The sequence below is a fragment of the Neoroseomonas oryzicola genome (assembly GCF_012163135.1).
In the GTDB taxonomy this organism is placed as follows: domain Bacteria; phylum Pseudomonadota; class Alphaproteobacteria; order Acetobacterales; family Acetobacteraceae; genus Neoroseomonas; species Neoroseomonas oryzicola.
Genome location: NZ_JAAVUP010000002.1, coordinates 59,240 through 80,554, shown reverse-complemented (window position 1 = coordinate 80,554; position 21,315 = coordinate 59,240). Strand labels below are relative to the sequence as shown.

Sequence of the window (21,315 nt, the reverse complement as noted above, 5' to 3'; positions counted from 1 at the left end):
CTCAGGCGGCTTCGAGTCGCGCCGAAACCTCGAGCCATTCCTCCTCGAGCGTCGCGGTTTCCTTCGCGATGGCGGCGCGGCGGGTATTCGCCCAGGCGATGTCCTCGGGCTTGAAGCGCGCATAGGTGTCGGGATCCGAGAGCCGCTTCTCGATCAGCGCGTCCTCGCGCGCGAGCTTCTCGAGGCTCTGCTCGATTTCCTTGATGCGCGCGCGCAGGGGGGCGGTCGCGACGCGGGTTTCCGCCCGCTCGCGCCGCGCGCCTGCCTTGGCACCGCCGGGCTCGGCGCGGCCGGCGGCACCGCGGGCGCGTTCGGCCAGCAGCGCCCGGTAGTCGTCGAGGTCGCCGTCGAAATTCGTCACCGTGCCGTCCGCGACCAGCCAGAGCCGGTCGGCGGCGAGTTCCACCAAATGCGGGTCGTGGGTGATCAGCACCACCGCGCCCGAATAATCCGCGAGCGCCTTCACCAGCGCCTCGCGCGCATCGATGTCGAGGTGGTTGGTCGGTTCGTCGAGGATCAGCAATTGCGGCGCGTCGCGCGTCGTCAGCGCGAGGAGCAGCCGCGCCTTCTCGCCGCCCGACAGCGCCGTGATGCGGTTGTCCGCGCGGTCGGCGTCGAGCCCGAAGCGGGCGAGTTGCGACCGGCAGGCCGTCTCGGTCGCCTTGGGCAGCGCCGCCTGCATATGCGTCAGCGGCGTGCCGTCGAGGTCGAGTTCCTCCGCCTGGTGCTGCGCGAAATAGCCCACGCGCAGCTTTGCGTTGCGGAAATGCGTCCCGCCTTCGGGCTGCAGCCGCCCGGCGAGCAGCTTCGCGAGCGTCGACTTGCCGTTGCCGTTGGCCCCGAGCAGCGCGATGCGGTCGTCCTGGTCGAGCCGTAGCGTCAGGTTGCGCAGGATCGGCGGCCCGCCATAGCCGACCGAGCAGCCGTTCAGCGACAGGATCGGCGGCGGCAATTCCTCGGAGGACGGGAAGGCAAAGCGGACCGGCGTGTCCTCGACCACCGCCTCGATCGCCGGCATGCGTTCCAGCGCCTTGATGCGCGACTGCGCCTGGCGCGCCTTGGACGCCTTGTAGCGGAAGCGGTCGATGAAGGACTGGATGTGCGCGCGCTCGGCGGCGATGCGTTCGTTCGCCGCGGCCTGCTGGGCCTGGCGCTCGGCGCGCATGCGCACGAAATCGGCGAAGTTGCCCTGGTAGAGCGTGATCTTGCGCTGATCGAGATGCGCGATGGAATCGACGCAGCGTTCCAGCAGCCCACGGTCGTGGCTGACCACGATGGCCGCGCCGGCGAAGCGCTGCAGCCAGGATTCGAGCCACATGGTGGCTTCGAGGTCGAGGTGGTTGGTCGGCTCGTCCAGCAGCAGCAATTCGGGTTCGAGGAACAGCGCGCGGGCGAGGGCCACGCGCATCCGCCACCCGCCCGAGAATTCCCGCGACGGCCGCGCCTGCGCCGCCGCATCGAAGCCGAGGCCCGAGAGGATCGCGCCCGCCCGCGCCGGCGCGCTGTCGGCGCGGATGGCGATCAGCCGGTCGTGGATCTCGGCGAGGCGCGCGGGATCGGCGGAGGTCTCGGCCTCCGTCATCAGCGCGGTGCGTTCCGTATCGGCGGCGAGCACGACGTCGATCAGCGCCTCCTCGCCGCCCGGCGCTTCCTGCGCCACATGCGCCATCCTGGCCCGCTGGGCGAGGCGGAGTTCCCCGCCATCGGGCTGCAGGTCGCCGGTGATCGCGCGTAGCAGGGTCGACTTGCCGGCGCCGTTGCGCCCGACCAGGCCGACCTTTCGGCCGTCGTCGATCTGCAGGTTCGCCCCTTCCAGCAGCGGCCGGCCGGCGATGCGGATGGTCAGGTCGCGGATGGAAAGGACGGTCATGGGGGCCGCCTTGTAGAGCAGCGGCCCGCCGATGGCACCTGCCGAAGCCACCCCGCGCCATGTGACTTTCATTTGTTGCGATCATGGCCACGGACCGGCCTTATGGCAGGCACCGGTCGGCGCCGCGCCGCGCCGTCCGGGACAAGGGAGAACGGGAGCGCCCATGGATTGGAATACCCTCTCGGCCGAGGACGCCGCCCGCCTTATCCTGGACCACCGGGAACGCGGCGCGCCCCTGCCCGTGCCGCCGCCCGCCGAACGGCCCGCCGGCATCGCCCAGGCCTATGCCATCCAGGAAGCGCTCCAGGCCCTGATCGAGGCGCGCGGCGCGCGGCCCATCGGCTGGAAGATCGGCTGCACCAATGCCGCGGCGCGGGCGCATCTCGGGCTCGACGGCCCCTTTTACGGCCGCCTGTATGACGCGGTGACCGAGCCCTCCCCGGCCGACTTCCCCGCCCTGCCCGGCTTCTTCCGGGTCTTCGAGCCCGAGATCGGCCTGCGCATCGCCCGCGACCTCCCGCCCACCGGTGCGCCCTATGACGCCGCGGCCATCGCGGCCGCGACCGACGCTCTGGTGCCGGCGATCGAGATCGTCGGATCGCGCCTCGAACCCTGGACCGAGGCCGGGGCGGCGCTGGTCACCGCCGACAATGCCTCGCACGGCTGCTGGGTACATGGGACGCCCGTGACGGACTGGACCGCCTTCGATCCGATGGACAGCCCCATCGCCCTGCAGGTCGATGGCGGTGAACCGGTGATGGGACGGGGCCGCAATGTCGATGACGGGCCCTTCGGCGCGGCCGCGTGGCTGGCCAATGCGCTGGCGGCCAAGGGGCGTTACCTCCGGGCGGGGGACTTCGTCTCCACCGGCACGGTCGCGCCGCCGGTGGCGGTCGGCGCGGGGCAGACGGCGCGCGCGGATTTCGGCGCGCTCGGCGTGGTGGAGGTCCGGATCGGCGCCTGATCGGGCGCCCGCCGCGGGCTTGGGGCTTGCGCCGGGGGCGTTCCCCGCCTATCCGGCGCCCGCCTGAATTCCCGCGAACGCACAAGGACCGCCAGCCATGGCCATCGAGCGCACCTTCTCCATCATCAAGCCCGACGCGACCCGCCGCAACCTGACCGGCGCCATCAACGCCATCTTCGAGAAGAACGGCCTGCGCATCGTGGCCCAGAAGCGCGTGTGGATGTCCCGCGCGCACGCCAAGAAGTTCTACGAGGTGCACGCCGCCCGTCCCTTCTACAACGACCTGGTGGACTTCATGGTCTCCGGCCCGGTCGTGGTGCAGGTGCTCGAGGGCGAGGACGCGGTGGCGAAGAACCGCGAGCTGATGGGCGCGACCAACCCGGCCAATGCCGCCGAGGGCACCATCCGCAAGCTGTTCGCCGAGAGCATCGAGGCGAACTCGGTCCACGGCTCGGACAGCCTCGAGAACGCGGCGATCGAGATCGCCTACTTCTTCGCCGGCACCGAGATCGTCGGCTGATCCGGCGGGCGGGGGGCCTGCCCCCCGCCGCCCTGCCGGCCCCGAGGCCGGCTGCGCCGTCGTGGCGCCCAAACGCGAACGGCGCCCCAGGGGGCGCCGCAGCGTCTCATTCGATCAAGGATCCATGCCCTGCACCGCCCGGCACGATGCCGGGTCGCGCGAACCTGCGCGCGTCAGCGCACCAGGAACAGGTACATCAGGACCAGGACGACGATGCAGGCGCCGGTCGACCAGGTCACGAAGGAGGTGAAGCCCTCCCACGAGCGCTCGCGGTCGGCCAGGATGTCCGCGGACTTCACTTCGACGAAATCATAGTGGGTCTGCTGCTCGGCCACGGCGCGTCCTCGGGAAGCTATCTCTGGATCAGCGTTTAGAAAGGCCGGGCGCGGACGGCAAGGGGTTCGCGAGGCTCCCCGTCGCCCAGGGCGCATCCGATATGCTGGCCCGGCCGCCTTCGACCCGAATCCGCCCGGCCGCAAGCCAGGCCAGTGCGGCGGGGTAGATGCGGTGTTCCTCGGCCAGGACGCGGGCGGCGAGGGCGGCCTCGCTGTCGCCCGGCAGCACCGGGACGGCCGCCTGGGCCAGGATCGGCCCCTCATCCACCCCGGCGGTGACCAGGTGGACGGTGCACCCATGCAGCCGCACCCCGGCCGCCAGCGCTCGGGCATGGGTGTCGAGCCCCGGGAAGGACGGCAGCAGGGAGGGATGGACGTTGATCATCCGGCCCTCCCAGCGCGTCACGAAGGCCTCGGTGAGTACCCGCATGAAGCCGGCCAGAGCGATGATCTCCGCGCCGTGGCGGGCGATCTCGGCTTCAATTGCAGCCTCGAATCCGGGCCGGTCGCCCTTGAAGGCCCGGCTTTCGACCACCGCCGTCGCCACGCCGCGGGATGCCGCATGGGCCAGGCCCGCCGCATCCGCGCGGTTGGAGAGCACCAGGGCGATCTCGGCCGGATAGGACGGGTCCTCCGCGGCGGCGAGCAGCGCTGCCATGTTCGACCCGCGCCCGGAAATCAGAACGGCGACACGCGCGCGGGTCATGCGTGGTGCATGAAGGCGGTGCCTTCACGCCCCGCCGAGCATCGCACAGGCGCGCGCCGCGGCCCCCGAAGCCCCGGCGTCACGCCGGCCAGCCGGGCCGCAGGTTCTCGAAGCGCACGCGGGCCTCGCCCGCGCCGGCCTCGATATGACCGATGCGGCTGACCGCCTCGCCATGCTCGGACAGCAGGGCGGCGGCCTTATCGGCGGCCTCGGGCGCGACCACCACGGCCATGCCGATCCCGCAGTTGAAGACGCGCAGCATCTCCTCCGCCGCAACCTCGCCCACCCTCGCAAGCCAGCCGAAGACCGGCGCCGGCGTCCAGGCCGCGGCGTCGATGACCGCGACCGCGCCCTCGGGCAGCACGCGCGGCAGGTTGCCGGGCAGCCCGCCGCCGGTGATGTGCGCCGCGGCCTTCAGCAGCCCCGCGCGGTGCAGCGCCAGCAGCGGCTTCACGTAGATCCGCGTCGGTTCCAGCAGCGCCTGCCCCAGCGTCTTGCCCGCCGCGAAGGGCGCGGGCGCATCGAAGCCGCCATTCGACCGCTCGAGGATCCGCCGCACCAGGGAGAAACCGTTGGAATGCACGCCGGAAGCCGCGAGGCCCAGCACCACATCGCCGGGGCCGACATCGCCCCGCGGCAGCAGCGCATCGCGTTCCGCCGCGCCGACCGAGAAGCCCGCGAGGTCGTAGTCGCCCTTCGCATACATCCCCGGCATCTCGGCGGTCTCGCCGCCCACAAGGGCGCAGCCGGCGATGCGGCAGCCCTCGGCGATGCCGGCGACCACGTCGCGCGCGGCAGCGACCTCGAGCTTCCCGGTCGCGAAATAGTCGAGGAAGAAGAGTGGTTCCGCCCCCTGCACCACCAGGTCGTTCACGCACATGGCAACCAGGTCGATGCCGACCGTCGCATGGATGCCGGCATCGATCGCGACGCGCAGCTTGGTGCCCACGCCATCGGTCGAGGAGACCAGCACCGGATCCTTGAATCCCGCGGCCTTGAGGTCGAACAGCGCGCCGAAGCCGCCGAGCCCGCCCATGGTGCCAGGGCGGTCGGTGGCGCGGGCCAGCGGCTTGATCGCGTCGACGAGCGCGTCGCCGGCCTCGATGTCGACGCCGGCGGCGCGGTAGGTCAGGGGGGAAGACGGGGAACTGGTCAGGGCGGCCTCCGATCGGGTATGGGCTGAGCCTGGCACCGCGGCATGGCGCCGCGAGGAGCCGGCGCCCAACGCCGGCACGGTATGGGGTATTCGATGCCGCTCAAGGGTGGACTCGCGCGGGCGCGCGGAAAGAACCATGCGGCGTGGATGATCGCAACCGCCCTGCTGGCGGTGTCGGCATCCTTCGCCCCGGCGCTTGCCCAGGACACCGTCGCCACCCCCGGTGCCGCGCCGGCCGCCATCTCCTACGTCCAGCGCGGCGTCCCCGCCGAGGCCACCGCCGAGAACGGCGTCATCGCGCGCGAACGCGCCTTCGTCGCCGGCCGCCGCGCCGCCTGGGACCGCATCGCGAACGCGGCCGGCGTGACGCGGCAGCTGAGCGACGCGCAGATCGAATCCATGGTCGCCTCGATCATCATCGAGGAGGAACGGACCTCCCCCACCCGCTATGCCGGGCGGATCACGGTGAACTTCATCCCATCCCGTGTGCGCGCCATCACGGGCAGCGCCGTGGCCGCAGAGGGCGGCGGGGGCACGCCTGCGCCGGGCCCCTCGGGCGGGACCACCGCGGCCGAAGGCGATGTCCCCGCCCGGCCCGCCGCGCCGGTGCCTGTCGCCTCCACCATCGAGGCCGTCGCGCTGTATGGCTCACTGAACGAATGGCTGGAACTGCGCCGGCGGCTGCGCGGCCAGGCGCGGATCGAGGTCACCGCCATCTCGACCGACCGGGCGCGGCTGCGGCTCGGCCTTCGGGCCGCGCCGGGCGTGGCGGCGCAGGAACTCGCCCAGCAGGGCATCACCCTCGTGCCGGGCTCGGGGGCGCCGGGGGACGCCTGGCGCGTGGCGCTTGCCGGACGATCCTGAGCAGCGCCCCCGCCGCACGGCCCTCCCGGCCTCGGGCGACACCGAGGCGGGACTCTTCACCCTGCCCAACCTCATCACGCTGGGGCGGCTGTTTGCCGTGCCGGCGGCGGTCTGGCTGATGCTGCAGCACCGCCACGACATCGCGTTCATGGTCTTCGTCGGCGCCGGCATCTCGGACGCGCTCGACGGCTGGATCGCGCGGGTGTGGAACGCGCGCTCGGCGCTCGGCGCGCTGCTCGACCCCATCGCGGACAAGGCGCTGCTCGTCTCGGTCTATGTCACGCTGGCGGCGATGAACGTGCTGCCGGACTGGCTCGCCATCCTGGTGGTGTTCCGCGACCTGCTGATCGTGGGCGGGGTGATCCTGCTCTGGGTGCTCGGCGTGCCGGCGCGGATCAAGCCGCTGCTGATCTCGAAGGCGAACACCGCGGCGCAGATCGCGCTCGCCGCGCTTGTGCTGTTCCTCTCAGGCTGGCGCTTCTCGGCCCCCTTCCTGCTCGAGACGATGATCCTGCTGGTCGCCGTGACCACCTTCGCTTCCGGCGCGGCCTACGTCGTGCAGGCGGCGCGCCTGACCGCGACGGGGGCGAAGTGAGCGACACGACGCCCCGTCTGCCGGCCCGGCCCGAGCCGCCGGGCCGCACGCCCGCGGCCGCTGCGGCGCGCTTCCCGCCGCCCACCGCCCCGCGCACCGCCACGCGCGCGCAGCGTACGGGCCTCGTCGCGGGCTTCGCCGCGGCGCTGCTGTTCAGCCTTTGGCTGTTCCAGGGCATCCTGACGCCCTTCGTGCTGGCCGCCGTCGTCGCCTATTTCCTCGACCCGCTGGCGACGCGGCTGACGCGCTTCGGGGTCCGCCGCAGCCTGGCCGCCTTCCTGCTGATCTTCCTGCTGATGGCCTTCACCCTGGCCGCGGTGCTGCTGCTCTACCCGCTGATCCTCGCGCAGATCGGCGTGCTGGTGCAGCGGCTGCCGACCTACATCTCGGGCGTCGGCGCCTTGCTGCGCCACGGGCTCGAAAGACTCGAGGAAGCGCTCGGCCCGGACATGGTGGACCAGCGCCTGCGCGACCTCGCGATCAACCAGGCGGCGACGATGCTCTCCTGGCTCGGCACCGCGGCGACGCGGCTGATCGGCGGCGGCTTCGCGCTGTTCCAGGTCTTCACGCTCGTCGTCGTCGTCCCGGTGGTCGCCTTCTACCTGCTGCGGGACTGGCAGGTGATGCTCGGGCGCGTCGAATCCTGGCTGCCGCGGCGCAATGCCAGCGTGCTGCGGCAACTGGCGAAGGACACCGACCGGGTGCTCTCGGCCTGGCTGCGCGGGCAGTTGCTGTGCTGCGCGGCGCTCGGCGTCTTCTATGCGGTCGCGCTGCAGCTGGTGGGCCTCGAGCTCGGCCTGACCATCGGCCTGATGGCGGGCATCCTGACCTTCATCCCCTATGTCGGCTCGCTGACCGGCTTCGCCGCCGCGGTGCTGCTGGCCATGGGCCAGTTCGGCACCTGGAACGAGGTGCTGATGGTCGTCGGCGTCTTCGTGGTCGGCCAGACCATCGAGGGCTACGTGATCTATCCCTACCTGCTCGGCGACCGGGTCGAGCTCCACGCGGTGTGGGTGATCTTCGCGCTGTTCGCCGGCGGCGTGGCCTTCGGCTTCCTCGGCGTGCTGCTGGCGGTGCCGATGGCCGCGGCGCTGGGCGTCGTCGCGCGCTACTGGCTGCGCCGCTACCTCGAAAGCCCGCTCTACCTCGACCCGCCGCGGACCGGGACGTGAGCCCGGCGCGGCGCCCCGCCGCGGTGCGGCAATTCGCCCTGCCGCTCGCCCTGCCGGCCTCGGCCTCGCGCGCCGACCTGATCGAGGACGCCTCGAATGCCGAGGCGCTGGCCTGGCTGGACCAGCCGGACCGGTGGCCGGGGCGCCGGCTGGCCCTGTTCGGGCCGGAGGGCGTCGGCAAGACCCACATGGCCCGCGCCTTCGCCGCCGCGCATCGCTGGCGCTGGCTTGACGGCCCGGCCCTGCGCGGCCTGCAGGCGCCGGCCGGCGAGGGCACGGTGGTGGACGATGCCGATGCGGTGCCGGAGGAGGCGGCACTGCTGCATCTCCTGAACCTCGCCGCCGAGCGTGGGGAAGGCCTGCTGCTGGTCGGCCGCGACCCGCCCGCCCGCTGGCGGGTCCGCCTGCCGGACCTCGCCAGCCGCCTGCGCGCCGTCACCGCCATCGGCATCGGCCATCCGGGGGATGCGCTGCTCGGCGCGCTGCTGGCGAAGCTCTTCGCCGACCGGCAACTGCGCGTCGCCCCGGAGGTCCAGACCTGGCTGCTCGCCCGCCTGCCGCGGGAAGCCGCGGCGCTGGCCGAGGCCGTCGCCCGCCTCGATCGCGCCGCCCTGGTCGCCGGCCTGCCGGTCACCCGCACGCTCGCCCGCGCCGCGCTGGAAGGCTGGGACGGCTTCGGTCCCGCGCCTGGCGATGACGCTTCCGAGACAAATACGGCCGTGCCCTCGCCGCCCGTGCCGGCCCTGCTGTAGTCTCGGCCCATGAACGACGCCCTCCCGACCGCCGCGGAGGAGGCCGAGGCCCTCCTCTCCAGCCCCGCGCGCTACATCAACCGGGAACTCTCCTGGCTCGCCTTCAACCAGCGGGTGCTCGAGGAAGCGGCCAACCCGCATCATCCGCTGCTGGAACGGCTGCGGTTCGTGGCGATCTCGGCCTCGAACCTCGACGAGTTCTATTCCGTGCGCGTCGCCGGCCTGGTCGGGCAGGAACGCGCGGGCATCGGCAAGCTCAGCCACGACGGCAAGACGCCGGCGCAGCAGCTCGCCGCCATCCACGAACGGGCGCAGGCGCTGATCAACGGCCAGCAGCAGGCCTGGAGCGACCTGCGCGACCTGCTGCGCGGCGCCGGCGTCGTCGTCTGCGAACCGGCGGAACTGGATGCCGCGGACCGCGAATGGCTCGACGGCGTGTTCATGGACCGCGTCTTCCCGGTGCTGACGCCCCTCGCGGTCGACCCGGCGCATCCCTTCCCCTTCATCGCCAACCTCGCGCTGTGCATGGTGCTGAAGCTGGTGCGGGAGGAGGATGGCGGGACGATGCGCGCCCTGCTGCCCCTGTCCCCGCAGGTGCAGCGCTTCATCCGCCTGCCGCCGCGGGAGGGATCGCGCGAGATCCGCTTCGTGCTGCTCGAGGACCTGATCGTCCTCTTCCTCGATCGCCTGTTTCCCGGCTTCATCCCCGCCGAGAGCGGCCTGTTCCGCGTCATCCGCGACACCGACGTCGAGTTCGAGGAAGAAGCCGAGGACCTGGTGCGGTCCTACGAGACGGCGCTGAAGCGCCGCCGCCGCGGCCGCCCGATCCGCCTGTCCGTCACCGCCGCGACGCCGTCGGACATGATGGATTTCGTCGCGGAGGAACTGCAGGCGCCGAAGTCGGAGCTGTTCGTCGTCGAGGGGCTGCTCGGCCTGTCGGACCTCACGCAGCTGATCGTCGACGACCGGCCCGACCTGCTCTTCACGCCCTACACGCCGCGCTTTCCCGAACGCATCCTGGACTATGCGGGGGACTGCTTCGCCGCGATCAAGGCGAAGGACATCGTCGTCCACCACCCCTACGAATCCTTCGACGTGGTGGTGCAGTTCCTGCGCCAGGCGGCGCGCGACCCGAACGTCGTCGCGATCAAGCAGACGCTGTACCGCACCACGCGCGACAGCCCGATCGCCAAGGCGCTGATCGAGGCGGCCGAGGCCGGCAAGTCCGTCACCGGCATCGTCGAGCTGAAGGCCCGCTTCGACGAGGAGCGCAACATCGCCCTGGCGCGCGAGCTGGAAGCCGCGGGCGTCCAGGTCGTCTACGGCTTCGTCGAGCTGAAGACCCACGCCAAGGTCTCGCTGGTGGTGCGCCGCGAAGGCGCGCAGCTGCGGTCCTACGCGCATTTCGGCACCGGCAACTACCACCCGGTCACCGCGCGCATCTACACCGACCTGTCCTACTTCACCGCCGACCCGGCGCTGACGCGCGACGCGGCGAAGCTGTTCAACTTCATGACCGGCTATGCGCGGCCCGAGACGATGGAGAAGCTCGCCTTCTCCCCCCTCACCATCCGCCCGACGCTGCTCGGCCTGATCGAGCGCGAAATAGGCTTCGCCAAGGAAGGCAAGCCGGCCGCGATCTGGATCAAGATGAACTCGCTGGTCGACGAGACGCTGATCGACGCGCTTTACGCCGCATCCCGCGCGGGGGTGAAGGTGGATGCGGTGATCCGCGGCATCTGCTGCCTGCGCCCCGGCGTGAAGGGGCTGAGCGAGAACATCCGCGTCAAGTCCATCGTCGGGCGCTTCCTGGAACATTCGCGCGTCTGCGTCTTCGGCAACGGCCACCGCCTGCCGTCCCGCCGCGCCAAGGTGTTCATCAGCAGCGCGGACTGGATGGCGCGCAACATGGACTGGCGCGTCGAGACCATGGTGCCGGTCGAGAACCCCACCGTGCACGCCCAGGTTCTCGACCAGATCATGGTCGTGAACATGAAGGATTCGATGCAGTCCTGGCAGCTCGGCCCGGACGGTGGATGGACGCGCCTCGCGCCCGGCGACAAGCCGGTCTCGGCGCATGAGTATTTCATGACCAACCCATCCCTGTCGGGGCGGGGCAGCGCGCTCAAGGGCACGCAGCGCCGGCCGCGGCAGGACCGGGTGATGCAGGACTGACAGCGTGGCTTCTGCGATGCGTGACGACGTGGGCGACAGCCTGCGACAGCCCCGTTCGGCCGTGGTGGACCTCGGGTCGAATTCCGTGCGCCTCGTCGTCTTCGAGGGGCGCGGCCGCAATCCGCTGACCATCTTCAACGAGAAGGCGGTGCTCGGCCTCGGCCGCGGCCTGGTGACGACCGGCAAGCTGAACGAGGAAGCGGTCGAGCAGGCGCTGACGGTGATGGTGCGATACCACACCGTCGCGCGCGCCATGGGCGCGGATCCGGTGGAAGTGCTGGCCACCGCCGCGGTGCGCGACGCCGCCAACGGCGCCGCCTTCGTCGCCGCACTGCAGGAGCGCCTGCCCGACCTGCGGATCCGCGTGCTGACCGGGCAGGAGGAAGGGCTGCTCTCGGCCGAGGGCGTGCTGCTCGGCTTCCCCGACGCGGACGGCGTGCTGGGCGACATCGGCGGCGGCTCGCTCGAACTGGTCGAACTCTCCCATGGCCGCGCCGGGCGCGCGGTCAGCCTGCCGCTCGGCGCGATACGCCTCGCGGAACGCTCCGGCGGCGACATCCAGCGCGGCCGCGGCTTCGCCACCGAGGAATTCAACCGCGTGCCCTGGCTGAACGAGGCCGCGGGACGCGACCTCTATCTCGTCGGCGGCGCCTGGCGCGCGCTCGCGCGGATGCACATCGCGCAGACCGCCTATCCGCTGTCGATCGTGCACCACTACGTGCTGTCGCGGGAGGAAGCGCGCGACCTGTCCGGCGTGGTGATGGCCGCGACGCGCCGCACGCTGGAACGCATGCCCGGCGCACCGACCAAGCGCCTGCAGGACCTCCCTTGGGCCGCGATGGTGATGCGCCGGCTGCTGCGCGCGTCGGGCGCGCGCCGCGTCGTCTTCAGCGCCAACGGGTTGCGCGAGGGCTGGTACGCCCGCCAGCTGGGCCCCGAGGAACGGCGGCGGGACCCGCTGCTCGCCGCATCGGTGGAACTCGCCGCCCGCTTCGGCCGCGACCCGAGGCTACCGCCGGCCCTGGCACGCTGGACGGCGCCGCTCTTCGAACGCGAAAGCCCCGCCGACGCGGCCATGCGCGCGGCCGCCTGCTGGGCGAGCGACATCGGCAGCCACGACCACCCGGACTACCGCGCCGAGCACGCCTATTTCCGCGTCCTCCGACAGCCCGGCGTCGGCCTCGACCACCACGCCCGCGCCTTCCTCGCCCTCGCCGTCGCGCTGCGCTACGAGGCCGGGCCGGACGTCGCCTTCCTGCAGGCCGCGCGGGTGCTGCTCGACGTCGCGGCGGTGCGGCGGGCGGAAGTGCTCGGCGCGGCGCTGCGCCTTGCCTACACGCTGTCGGGCGGCACGCCGGAACTGCTGGCGGGAACGGGCCTCGAACGCAGCGGCGGCAGGCTCGTGCTGCGCCTGGTGGAAGGCAGCGGCGTCTTCGCCGGCGAAAGCGTGCTGCGCCGCGTGGAAGCCCTGGCGGCAACGATGGGACTGGAAGCAGCGGTGGAAGTCGCGGGCTGACGCGGCAGCCGGGAGAGGGGCTTTGCCCCTCTCCGGACCTCACCCCACCAAAGGCCGAAAGGCCTCTGGACACCAGGACTTGATCGGGGATTTCGGGGAGGGGCATGGCGCGCCCGTCGCGCAGGACACACCGACGATGCCCCTCCCCGAAATCCCCGATGAATCAAACGGTTTCCAAAGGCCCTTAGGCCTTTGGCTGGTGGGGGTCCGGGGGAGGGCAGCGCCCTCCCCCGCCCGCAGCCGTCACGCCGCCGCCTGTTCCAGCGTCGGTGCAACGTCTTCCAGCGTCACGCGGCGCATGTCGCGCGGGTGGGTGTTGTCTTCGAAGGGCCGGGCGCGGTGCAGGGTGCAGCGGTTGTCCCAGACCACCAGGTCGTGCTTGCGCCATGTGTGGCTGTAGACGAAGTCCCGCTGCGTCGCGAATTCCGTCAGGTCGCGGATCATCGCCATGCCTTCGGGCACCGGCATGCCGTCCACGCGGCCGATGTGCGAGGAGAGGTAGATCGACACGCGCCCCGATCCGGGATGGCGGCGCACCAGGCGCTGCGGCACGGGGGCGAAGGCCTTCTTCTCCTCGGGCGTGTATTCGTCGAAGCCGAGTTGCGCGCGCGAATAGATCAACGAGTGCCAGGTCGTGAGGTCCTTGATCTTCGCCTTGGTCTTCTCGGGCAACGCGTCCCAGGCGGCGCGCATGTCGGCGAATTCGGTCTCCCCGCCTTCGGGCGGGATCACGCGGGCGTGCAGCATGGAATAGAGCGCCGGCGTGGACTTGAAGGAGGAGTCCGAATGCCACAGCCGGTTGCCCAGGTTGAACATGCGGCGCCGGTCGTCGGCGGCGAGCAGCTTGCCGTCGGTGTCGAGGTTGGAGATGTCGTTCATCTCCTTGTGCTTCAGCCGGTGCTTGTGGGCGTCGACGACGCCGCGCGTCGGTTCGAGCTTCCCGAGCTGCCGGCCGAAATCCATCTGCTGGTCGTCGTCGATGTCCTGGTCGCGGAAGACCAGCACCGCATACTGGTCCATCGCCTGGTGGATCTCATCGGCCATGCCGGGCGGAAGGGGCTGGCGCAGGTCGACCCCCGACGCCTCGGCGACAAAGAGGGGGTGCAGCGGTTTCAGCGTCAGCGGCATGGGCGGTCTCCTCCAACCGGCCCGGTCCCGGCGGGCCGGGCGTTCTTCGGCAAAAGGGTCGCGCCGGGGCGCCGGAGGGTCAAGATGCGTAGCGCGGCGCGCGGCAACGGCGTGAGAATGGCCCACCGGCATCGCGGGAGGACACCCATGCAAGGCGGATGCAGCTGCGGGCATGTGCGCTATCGCGTCGAGGGGACGCCGCTCATCGTCCATGCCTGCCATTGCACCTGGTGCCAGCGGGAGACCGGCACGGTCCATGCGCTCAATGCCTTGTTCGAGGCCGACCACGTCGTCCATACGGCGGCCCAGCCGGAATTGGTGCAGACGCCCTCGGCGAGCGGGCGCGGCCAGATCATCGCGCGATGCCCGCACTGCAAGGTCGCGGTCTGGAGCAATTACGGCCAGGCGGGGCCGGCGGTGCGCTTCCTGCGCGTCGGCACGCTGGATGAACCGGCGCGCTGTCCGCCGGACATCCACATCTACACCTCGACGAAGCTGCCCTGGTTGGTGCTGCCCGACGGCGCGAAGGCGGTGCCGGAATTCTACGAGGTCGCCGAGATCTGGCCCGCGGCAAGCCGCGAGCGCGTGCGGGCGATGCGCCGGCGGCTGAAGGAGCAGGCAGCGGTGCCCGACACGGCGGATCCGGGCAGCTAGGACGGATCCCGATCGGGCGAAAGCGCCTGATCGAGTGAAGATGCCAGCTCGAACAAAGGCCTGGAGACCTTGGCGTGGGCCCGCGGCTCCAGCGAGGCATGGCGGCCGAGCCGCCGCCATCCTATCGTTCGCGGGTCAGGCCGCGGCGGCGAGCGCGTCCTCGGCGTCGAGCACACCGGCCACCGCATGCACCACGGCCGCGATGCGGACGGCGGCCTGCACGGCTTCCTTCGACAGGCCGCCATGCAGGACGACCTTCTCGTGCGCTTCCATGCACATGCCGCAGCCATTGATGGCGGAAACGGCAAGCGACCAGAGCTCGAAGTCGACCTTCTCGACGCCCGGCTTCGCCATGACGTTCATGCGCAGCTTCGCCGGCAGGTTGGGATAGTCGCCGCCGACCAGGTGCGTGAAGCGGTAGTAGACGTTGTTCATGCCCATGATGGCGGCCGCGGCCTTGGCGGCGGCGAGCGCCTCGGGCGACAGCCTCGGGCCGAATTCGGCGAGGATCGCGCGCGTCACCTCGGCGTTGCGGGCGGCGATGGCGCTGGCGACGAAGGTGCCGGCGAGCTGCTGGGCCGTCAGCACCGGCTCGGCGGCGAGCGAGCCGAGGTTCAGCTTCAGGTCCTTGGCGTGTTCGGGCAGGCGGGCGCGCAGGGCTTCGAGGGACATCATGGCCTCCGGGAACGACATGTCCTGCGAGCCGACGGCTCGCAGGACCGGGGGGTCTACGGGGGGGCTGCCTGCCCCCCGTTCGCACGTGCAGTTAGGGTTGGTGTGGCGGCTAACTGCGCGTGCGACGGCCGCCGTCAGGCGGCCTTCTCGAACAATTCCTGCGCGTTCAGGACGTCCTTGCCCTTTTCCCAGTTGCAGGGGCAGAGCTCATCCGTCTGCAGCGCATCGAGCACGCGCAGCACTTCCTGCGGGTTGCGGCCGACGTTCAGGCCGTTCACCGCCGCCCACTGGATGGTGCCGTCGGGGTCCACGATGAAGGTGGCGCACAGCGCGACGCCCGCGTTCTTGTCGAGGATGCCGAGCGCGGTCGACAACTCGCGCTTCACGTCGGCGAGCATCGGGATCGGCAGGTCGCGGATGTCGTCGTTGTAGACGCGCCAGTTCAGGTGGACGAACTCGCTGTCGGTCGACACGCCGTAGACCACCGCGTCGCGGTCGGCGAACTCGCCGGCGAGCTTGCCGAAGGCGGCGATCTCGGTCGGGCAGATGAAGGTGAAGTCCTTCGGCCAGAAGAAGACGATCTTCCACTTGCCCGCATCGCTCTCGCTGGTGATCTCGGTGAAGGACTTGCCGGGGCCGCCGAGGCCCTCCTTGCCGCCCTTCACGGCGGTCAGGGCGAAGGTGGGGAAGGTGTCGCCGACGGTCAGCATGCGGTCGTGCTCCTCAAGGTTGCGGGGCCGCGAAGCCCTTTTGTGCACTGCACTATGTGCAGCGCAGCAATGCCCTTGGATGGCACATCCTGTCCAATGAGAGATTTCGAAGAAATCGATCGAAGATTTCGATTTGATCGGATTTCAGCGATGCCGCGGAATCCGCAAGCCGTTGAATCAGCGGCGAAGTTCCATCTGGATCGGCCCTTCCCGCTCCCCGCGGGCGAACTGGTCGACCATGGCGTTGCCAGTATGCCCCAGGCTCGCCGCCGGCCCCCGCCAGACGATCTTCCCCTTGTGCAGCATGGCCGCGTCGTCGCCGATCCGGCGCGCACTCGCCATGTCATGCGTGATCGACACGGCGGTTGCGCCGAGCCGCTTCACCACGTCCACGATCAGCCCGTCGATCACCGCGCCCATGATGGGGTCGAGGCCCGTGGTGGGCTCGTCGAAGAAGATGATGTCGGGCTGCGCGGCGATGGCGCGCGCGAGGCCGACGCGCTTCTGCATCCCGCCCGAGAGCTCCGCCGGCGAGAGGTCCCCCACGGAGGCCGCGAGCCCGACCTGGGCGAGCACCTCCGCCGCCTTGTCGCGCGCCTTGGCGCGCGTGATGCGCTTCTGCGCCAGCAGCTTGAAGCAGACATTCTCCCAGACCGGCAGGCTGTCGAACAGCGCCCCGTTCTGGAACAGCATGCCGATGCGGTCGTTGAGTTCCTCGCGCTCGCGCCGCGACATGGCGAGGATGTCGCGGCCATCGACCTCGATCGTCCCGGCGTCGGGTTGGATCAGGCCGAGGATGCACTTGATCGTCACCGACTTGCCGGAACCCGACCCGCCCAGGATGACCATCCCGTGCCCCGCGCGGATGTCGAGGTCGACCCCGTCGAGCACCTTCTTCTCGCCGAAGGCCTTGGCGAGGCCACGCAGCCGGATCTTCGGAACGTCGCCGCTCATCGCGCGAAGAACATCTCGGTCAGCACGTAGTCGAGCGCGAGGATGAGGATGGAGGACGACACCACCGCCGCCGTCGTCGCCGCGCCGACGCCCTGCGCGCCGCCCTTGCTGTTGTAGCCGCACCAGCAGCCCATCAGCGTGATGACGAAGCCGAACACCGAGGCCTTCACCAGGCCCGAGACGACGTCCATCGTCTGCAGGAAGTCCATGGTGGCCTTGAGGTAGGAGAGCGACGCGAAGCCCAGCTTCGTCGTCCCGATCAGCCATCCGCCCATCACGCCGAGGACGTCCGCCACCACCACGAGGAAGGGCAGCGCCACCACGCCGGCGAGCAGCCGCGGCGTCACCAGGTACTTCATCGGGTTGGTGGACAGCGTGGTCAGCGCGTCGATCTGGTCGGTCACGCGCATGGTGCCGATCTCGGCCGCGAAGGCCGCGCCGATGCGCCCGGCGACCATCAGCGCCGCGATCACCGGGCCGAGCTCGCGGGTGATCGACAGCACCACGACGTTCGCGACCGCACCTTCGGCGTTGAAGCGCGCGAAGCCGGTGTAGGACTGCAGCGCCAGTACCATGCCGGTGAAGATCGCGGTCAGCGCGACGACCGGCAGGGAGAAATAGGCGATCTCGACCAGGTGCCGCAGGAACAGACGGCCGTAGAAGGGCGGCCGGACCAGGTGCGACAGCCCCTGCAGCGCGAACAGCGCGACCGCCCCCACCGTCCGGCAGGCTGACAGAACGCCTCGCCCAACGGCCGCGACGGGGTTCAGAACGAGGTCCAAGCCCTCAGCCCCGGAGGTAGTCGCGGACGTAGCGCGCACCGAGGGAGGTCAGCACCTCATACCCGATGGTCCCCGCCCGCGCGGCGACCTCGTCCGGGCTGCAGCCGGGGCCGCCGATCAACGTCAGGCGGTCGCCGGCGGCGATTTCCGGCAGGTCGGTCACGTCGAAGGTCGTCAGGTCCATGGACACCCGGCCGATGAGGGGCACCGGACGGCCGCGGAAATCCGCCACCGCCCGGCTCGAGAGGCTTCTCAGGTAGCCATCCGCATAGCCCACCGCAACCGTCGCGATCCGGCTGGGGCGCTCGGCAGTCCAGGTCGCCCCATAGCCGACAGGGGTTCCGGCCGGGATCTCCCGCACCTGCAGAACCGGGGCATTGAGCCGCACGACCTGCCGCATCGGGTTCGGCCGGTCCGGCGTCGGGTTGATGCCGTAGAGCGCGCAGCCCGGCCGCGACAGGTCCGAGGCGAAGCCCGGCCCAAGGAACATGCCCGAGGAATTCGCGAAGCAGCGCCGCGCCGCCGGCAGCCCCGCGCAGGCGGCCGCGAAGCGCGCGGCCTGGGCCGCGTTCATAGGGTGCGCCGCCTCATCCGCGCAGGCGAGGTGCGTCATCACATAGAGGAGATCGATCCCCGCCAGCAGCGCATGGTCCGCCGACAGCCGCGCGAGTTCCCCCGCGTCCAGCCCGAGTCGCGCCATGCCCGTATCGACATGCAGGATCGCCCGCCGCGCGACGCCCGAGGCCCGTCCCGCCCCCGCATGCGCCGCCACGTCGCCGAGCGAGTTCATCACCGGCGTCAGTCCGGCATCGCCATCCTCGCCGGGCCGGAAGCCGCCCAGCACGGCGATCATCGGGCCCGGCCCAATCGCCGCGCGCAGCTCGATCCCCTCCTGCAATTGCGCGACGAAGAAGTGGCGACAGCCCGCCGCGCGCAGCGCGCGGCCCACCTCGGCCGCGCCGAGCCCGTAGCCATCCGCCTTCACCACCCCCGCCACGGCCCCCGGCGCCCCGCGCGCGGCGAGGTCCTTCCAGTTGGCGACGATGGCGGGCAGGTCGACGGTCAGGATGGCTTCGGTCGACGCGACGCGCGGCATCACAGGTCCTTGCGGTACAGCAGGAAGCCGCCATGGGCGGCGACCCGGTCATAGAGCAGCCGTGCCTGGGCGTTCGTCTCGTGCGTATGCCAGTAGACACGCTGCGCGCCCAGGGCCTTGGCGCGCGCGTAGAGCGCCTCGATCAGCGCGCGGCCCACGCCGCGGCCGCGCGCCTCGGGGGCGGCGAAGAGGTCCTGCAGGTAGCATGTGCAGCCCTCGAGCATCGTGTTGCGATGGTAGATCAGGTGGGCGAGGCCGATCAGCCGTCCGTCGGCCTCAGCCACCAGGCATTCCATCGGCTCGAGGGCCTCGAAGAAGCGGGACCAGGTCAGGCGGGTGATGCGCTCCGCCGGCGCGGTCGCGCCTTCCCGCCCGTAGAAGGCGTTGTAGCCGAGCCAGAGCGGCAGCCAGGCGTCGTAGTCCTCCGGCCGCGCGGGGCGGACCGTGACGACGGCATCACTCACGGAAGCCCTCGTCGTGATGGGTGTCGAGGTCCCCGAAGCGGGTGAACTCGGATTCGAAGAACAGCCGGATGGTGCCGGTCGGGCCGTGGCGCTGCTTGGCGATGATGAGCTCCGCCTTGTTGTGCGCCAGCTCCATGTCCTTCTGCCACTTCTCCGTCGCCTCGTGGAACTTCTCCGGATTGTCGAAGTTCAGTTCCTTGGGCTGGCGCTGCTGCAGGTAGTAGTCGTCGCGATAGACGAACATGACGACGTCGGCGTCCTGCTCGATCGACCCCGATTCACGCAGGTCGGATAGCTGCGGCCGCTTGTCCTCGCGGCTCTCGACCTGGCGCGACAGCTGCGACAGCGCGATCACCGGCACCGCGAGCTCCTTGGCGATCGCCTTCAGCCCCTGCGTGATCATCGAGATTTCCAGCACGCGGTTCTCAGGCCGCGTGCCGGCGGCGGGCCGCATCAGCTGCAGATAGTCGACCACGACCAGGTCGAGCCCCTTGGTCCGCTTGAGCCTGCGGCAGCGCGTGCGCAGCGCGGAGATCGTGATGGCCGGCGTGTCGTCGATCCACAGCGGCAGGGAGGCCAGTTCGCGGCTCACCTCGACGAAGCGGTCGAAGTCGCGCTGGCCGATCTCGCCGCGGCGGATGCGGTCGCCGGAGATGCGCGCTTCCTCCGACAGCAGACGCGTCGCGAGCTGGTCGGCGCTCATTTCGAGCGAGAAGATCGCGACACCCCCGCGCGGCACGGCGTTGGGGTCCTTCTCGCGCGCCTCGCGCAGGATGGCCTTCGCCCCGCCGAAGGCGACCTTGGTCGCGAAGGCGGTCTTGCCCATGCCGGGGCGCCCCGCGACGATCAGCAGGTCCGACGGATGCAGGCCGCCCATCTTCGCATCGACGTCGCGCAGCCCCGTGGGCAGGCCCGACACGCCGCCGGGCGTGCTGAAGGCCTTCTCCGCGTTCGTGACGGCGATGGTGAGCGCACGCTCGAAGGAGACGAAGCCGCCATCGCCCGCCCCGCCTTCCTTCGACAGGTCGAAAAGGGCCTGCTCGGCCGCTTCCAGCTGGCCCTTGGCGTCGAGTTCCGGCTCCGCCCCGAAGGCGCGGTTCACGACGACCTCGCCGAGGTCGATCAGCTGGCGCCGCAGATAGGCGTCGTAGATGACCTTGCCGTATTCCCCGGCATTGATGATGCCGACCATGGCCGAGAGCAGCTGCGCCAGGTAGGCCGGGCCGCCGACCTCGTCGAGCACGCCGGAATGCTCGAACTCCGCGCGCAGCGTCACGACGTCGGCGAGCTGCCCCGCCTCGATGCGCCGCTGGATGGACTGGTAGATCCGGCCATGGATCGGATCGGCGAAATGCTCGGCGGCAAGGAATTCCGAGACGCGCTCATAGGCCTTGTTGTTCGCGAGCAGCGCGCCGAGCAGCGCCTGCTCCGCCGAAAGGTTGGATGGCGGCAGGCGTTGCGACAGGCCGAGCAGGCTGCCTGCCGAGGGATCGATCTCGTTCATCCGCGCAGTCTACTCCCACCGCGGCAGAGTCGCCCGCTGTGGATCGGGTGGATAACGGGGGGAAGCGCAGATCGCTCCCCCCGGCATCCTGTCACCCGGCCCCGCGCGTCACGGCGCGGCGGTCGTCACCGCGATCTCGTCGCCCGGTGCGAGGCGCGTCGCGAAGGCCATCATCGCGGCGTTCTCGATGGTGACGAGCCGCCTGGCGCCCTGCGGCCCGGCCATGACGAAGCGGCGCCCGCCGACCTCGACCGCCTCGACCGTGCCGCGCTGGACGCCGGGGCGCATCGGCGCGCCGGGCCGCGGCGGCATCATCAGGCGCGCCGTGCCGCTGTCGTCGAAGGCAGCGACGACCCGCGTGCCGGGGCGCAACTGCCGCAGATTGCGGAATTCCGGGCCTGCCCGCAGGCCCAGCGTGCCGCCGCCCGCGGTCCGCACCACCACCTCGCGGGACGTCGGGTCGACCGCCTGGACGGTGCCGTAGGCCGCCAAGCCCGTGGCCACCAGCGCGGGCTGGCCGGGCGGCAGGTTGCGGATGAGCACATCCGGGCTCGTCGACACCTGCGCCGATGCCGGCGGCGGCGGCGTCTCGGCGCATCCGATCAGGACCGCCATGGCGCCGACGAGCGGCGCACCCATCACCAGACGCCGTCGGATCGCGTGTGCCGTCACCGGATTTCTCCCTTCAGGAAAACCACCAGATGTTCCGGTTACATGCCCGGC

Annotated in this window: 22 protein-coding genes; 9 read left to right on the top strand and 13 right to left on the bottom strand. The window is 71.0% G+C overall.

Going from position 1 to position 21,315, the window contains the following annotated elements; translation table 11 throughout:
* Position 1: 1 nt before the first annotated feature.
* Positions 2-1,870: an ABC-F family ATP-binding cassette domain-containing protein gene (locus GWK15_RS06845; protein WP_168040475.1), complete on the bottom strand. Its 1,869-nt coding sequence runs from the start codon at positions 1,868-1,870 to the stop codon at positions 2-4.
* Positions 1,871-2,033: 163 nt separating this feature from the next.
* Here GWK15_RS06845 and GWK15_RS06840 point away from each other — a divergent pair, with 163 nt between their 5' ends.
* Both GWK15_RS06840 and ndk read left to right on the top strand, forming a co-directional pair.
* Positions 2,034-2,834 (top strand): 2-keto-4-pentenoate hydratase, encoded by an 801-nt coding sequence (locus GWK15_RS06840; protein ID WP_168040473.1) that lies wholly within the window; start codon positions 2,034-2,036, stop codon positions 2,832-2,834.
* Positions 2,835-2,931: 97 nt separating this feature from the next.
* Entirely contained in the window at positions 2,932-3,354 is a 423-nt protein-coding gene (gene ndk / locus GWK15_RS06835; RefSeq protein WP_168040471.1) for a nucleoside-diphosphate kinase, read from the top strand.
* A 173-nt stretch (positions 3,355-3,527) separates the two neighbouring features.
* Here the strand turns inward: ndk and GWK15_RS26545 are convergent, their stop codons facing one another.
* The 3 genes from GWK15_RS26545 to purM form a co-directional block, all read right to left on the bottom strand.
* A complete protein-coding gene (locus tag GWK15_RS26545) occupies positions 3,528-3,689 on the bottom strand; it encodes an aa3-type cytochrome c oxidase subunit IV (RefSeq protein ID WP_209442080.1) in 162 nt (53 codons plus the stop codon).
* Between the two features lie 28 nt (positions 3,690-3,717).
* The gene (gene purN / locus GWK15_RS06825) at positions 3,718-4,395 is read right to left on the bottom strand and encodes a phosphoribosylglycinamide formyltransferase (RefSeq protein ID WP_168040467.1); all 678 of its coding nucleotides are present in this window, start codon (positions 4,393-4,395) and stop codon (positions 3,718-3,720) included.
* A gap of 79 nt (positions 4,396-4,474) precedes the next feature.
* The gene (gene purM, locus GWK15_RS06820) at positions 4,475-5,551 is read right to left on the bottom strand and encodes a phosphoribosylformylglycinamidine cyclo-ligase (RefSeq protein WP_245211533.1); all 1,077 of its coding nucleotides are present in this window, start codon (positions 5,549-5,551) and stop codon (positions 4,475-4,477) included.
* A gap of 147 nt (positions 5,552-5,698) precedes the next feature.
* Here purM and GWK15_RS06815 point away from each other — a divergent pair, with 147 nt between their 5' ends.
* The 6 genes from GWK15_RS06815 to GWK15_RS06790 are packed head-to-tail and all read left to right on the top strand — an operon-like array spanning position 5,699 to position 12,625.
* The gene (locus GWK15_RS06815; RefSeq protein ID WP_168040463.1) at positions 5,699-6,415 is read left to right on the top strand and encodes a hypothetical protein; all 717 of its coding nucleotides are present in this window, start codon (positions 5,699-5,701) and stop codon (positions 6,413-6,415) included.
* Entirely contained in the window at positions 6,399-7,010 is a 612-nt protein-coding gene (locus GWK15_RS06810; RefSeq protein WP_168040461.1) for a CDP-alcohol phosphatidyltransferase family protein, read from the top strand. Before GWK15_RS06815 ends, GWK15_RS06810 begins: the two co-directional genes overlap by 17 nt.
* Positions 7,007-8,182, top strand: a complete 1,176-nt coding sequence (locus GWK15_RS06805) for an AI-2E family transporter (protein ID WP_338147205.1) — start codon at positions 7,007-7,009, stop codon at positions 8,180-8,182. Before GWK15_RS06810 ends, GWK15_RS06805 begins: the two co-directional genes overlap by 4 nt.
* The gene (locus GWK15_RS06800) at positions 8,179-8,934 is read left to right on the top strand and encodes a P-loop NTPase family protein (RefSeq protein WP_168040459.1); all 756 of its coding nucleotides are present in this window, start codon (positions 8,179-8,181) and stop codon (positions 8,932-8,934) included. Before GWK15_RS06805 ends, GWK15_RS06800 begins: the two co-directional genes overlap by 4 nt.
* 9 nt (positions 8,935-8,943) lie before the next feature.
* Positions 8,944-11,109: an RNA degradosome polyphosphate kinase gene (locus tag GWK15_RS06795; protein WP_168040457.1), complete on the top strand. Its 2,166-nt coding sequence runs from the start codon at positions 8,944-8,946 to the stop codon at positions 11,107-11,109.
* 16 nt (positions 11,110-11,125) lie between these two features.
* On the top strand, positions 11,126-12,625 hold the full coding sequence (locus GWK15_RS06790; protein ID WP_168040454.1) for a Ppx/GppA family phosphatase: 1,500 nt from the start codon (positions 11,126-11,128) through the stop codon (positions 12,623-12,625).
* A gap of 243 nt (positions 12,626-12,868) precedes the next feature.
* Here GWK15_RS06790 and GWK15_RS06785 read toward each other — a convergent pair whose 3' ends face one another.
* Positions 12,869-13,753: a TauD/TfdA dioxygenase family protein gene (locus GWK15_RS06785; RefSeq protein WP_168040452.1), complete on the bottom strand. Its 885-nt coding sequence runs from the start codon at positions 13,751-13,753 to the stop codon at positions 12,869-12,871.
* Between the two features lie 147 nt (positions 13,754-13,900).
* On the opposite strand from GWK15_RS06785, the gene GWK15_RS06780 reads away from it, so the two are divergent.
* Positions 13,901-14,407: a GFA family protein gene (locus GWK15_RS06780; protein WP_209442079.1), complete on the top strand. Its 507-nt coding sequence runs from the start codon at positions 13,901-13,903 to the stop codon at positions 14,405-14,407.
* Positions 14,408-14,542: 135 nt separating this feature from the next.
* On the opposite strand, the gene GWK15_RS06775 is transcribed toward GWK15_RS06780, so the two are convergent.
* The 8 genes from GWK15_RS06775 to GWK15_RS06740 all read right to left on the bottom strand — a co-directional run bounded on the left by GWK15_RS06775 (position 14,543) and on the right by GWK15_RS06740 (position 21,264).
* Entirely contained in the window at positions 14,543-15,079 is a 537-nt protein-coding gene (locus GWK15_RS06775; protein WP_168040448.1) for a carboxymuconolactone decarboxylase family protein, read from the bottom strand.
* Positions 15,080-15,216: 137 nt separating this feature from the next.
* Positions 15,217-15,792 carry a peroxiredoxin gene (locus tag GWK15_RS06770; protein WP_168040446.1) on the bottom strand — a complete coding sequence of 192 codons (576 nt, stop codon included), beginning with the start codon at positions 15,790-15,792 and terminating at the stop codon, positions 15,217-15,219.
* A gap of 177 nt (positions 15,793-15,969) precedes the next feature.
* Positions 15,970-16,746 (bottom strand): ABC transporter ATP-binding protein, encoded by a 777-nt coding sequence (locus GWK15_RS06765; protein WP_168040444.1) that lies wholly within the window; start codon positions 16,744-16,746, stop codon positions 15,970-15,972.
* Positions 16,743-17,528 (bottom strand): MlaE family ABC transporter permease, encoded by a 786-nt coding sequence (locus GWK15_RS06760; protein ID WP_168040442.1) that lies wholly within the window; start codon positions 17,526-17,528, stop codon positions 16,743-16,745. The genes GWK15_RS06765 and GWK15_RS06760 overlap by 4 nt, the downstream gene beginning before the upstream one ends.
* Positions 17,529-17,532: 4 nt before the next feature.
* Positions 17,533-18,624 carry an alanine racemase gene (alr, locus tag GWK15_RS06755; RefSeq protein WP_168040440.1) on the bottom strand — a complete coding sequence of 364 codons (1,092 nt, stop codon included), beginning with the start codon at positions 18,622-18,624 and terminating at the stop codon, positions 17,533-17,535.
* Complete coding sequence (locus GWK15_RS06750; protein WP_168040438.1) at positions 18,624-19,088, bottom strand: GNAT family N-acetyltransferase; 465 nt, start codon at positions 19,086-19,088, stop codon at positions 18,624-18,626. Before GWK15_RS06750 ends, alr begins: the two co-directional genes overlap by 1 nt.
* Positions 19,081-20,592, bottom strand: a complete 1,512-nt coding sequence (locus GWK15_RS06745) for a replicative DNA helicase (protein WP_168040436.1) — start codon at positions 20,590-20,592, stop codon at positions 19,081-19,083. Before GWK15_RS06745 ends, GWK15_RS06750 begins: the two co-directional genes overlap by 8 nt.
* 108 nt (positions 20,593-20,700) lie before the next feature.
* A complete protein-coding gene (locus tag GWK15_RS06740; RefSeq protein WP_168040434.1) occupies positions 20,701-21,264 on the bottom strand; it encodes a hypothetical protein in 564 nt (187 codons plus the stop codon).
* Positions 21,265-21,315 lie beyond the last annotated feature (51 nt).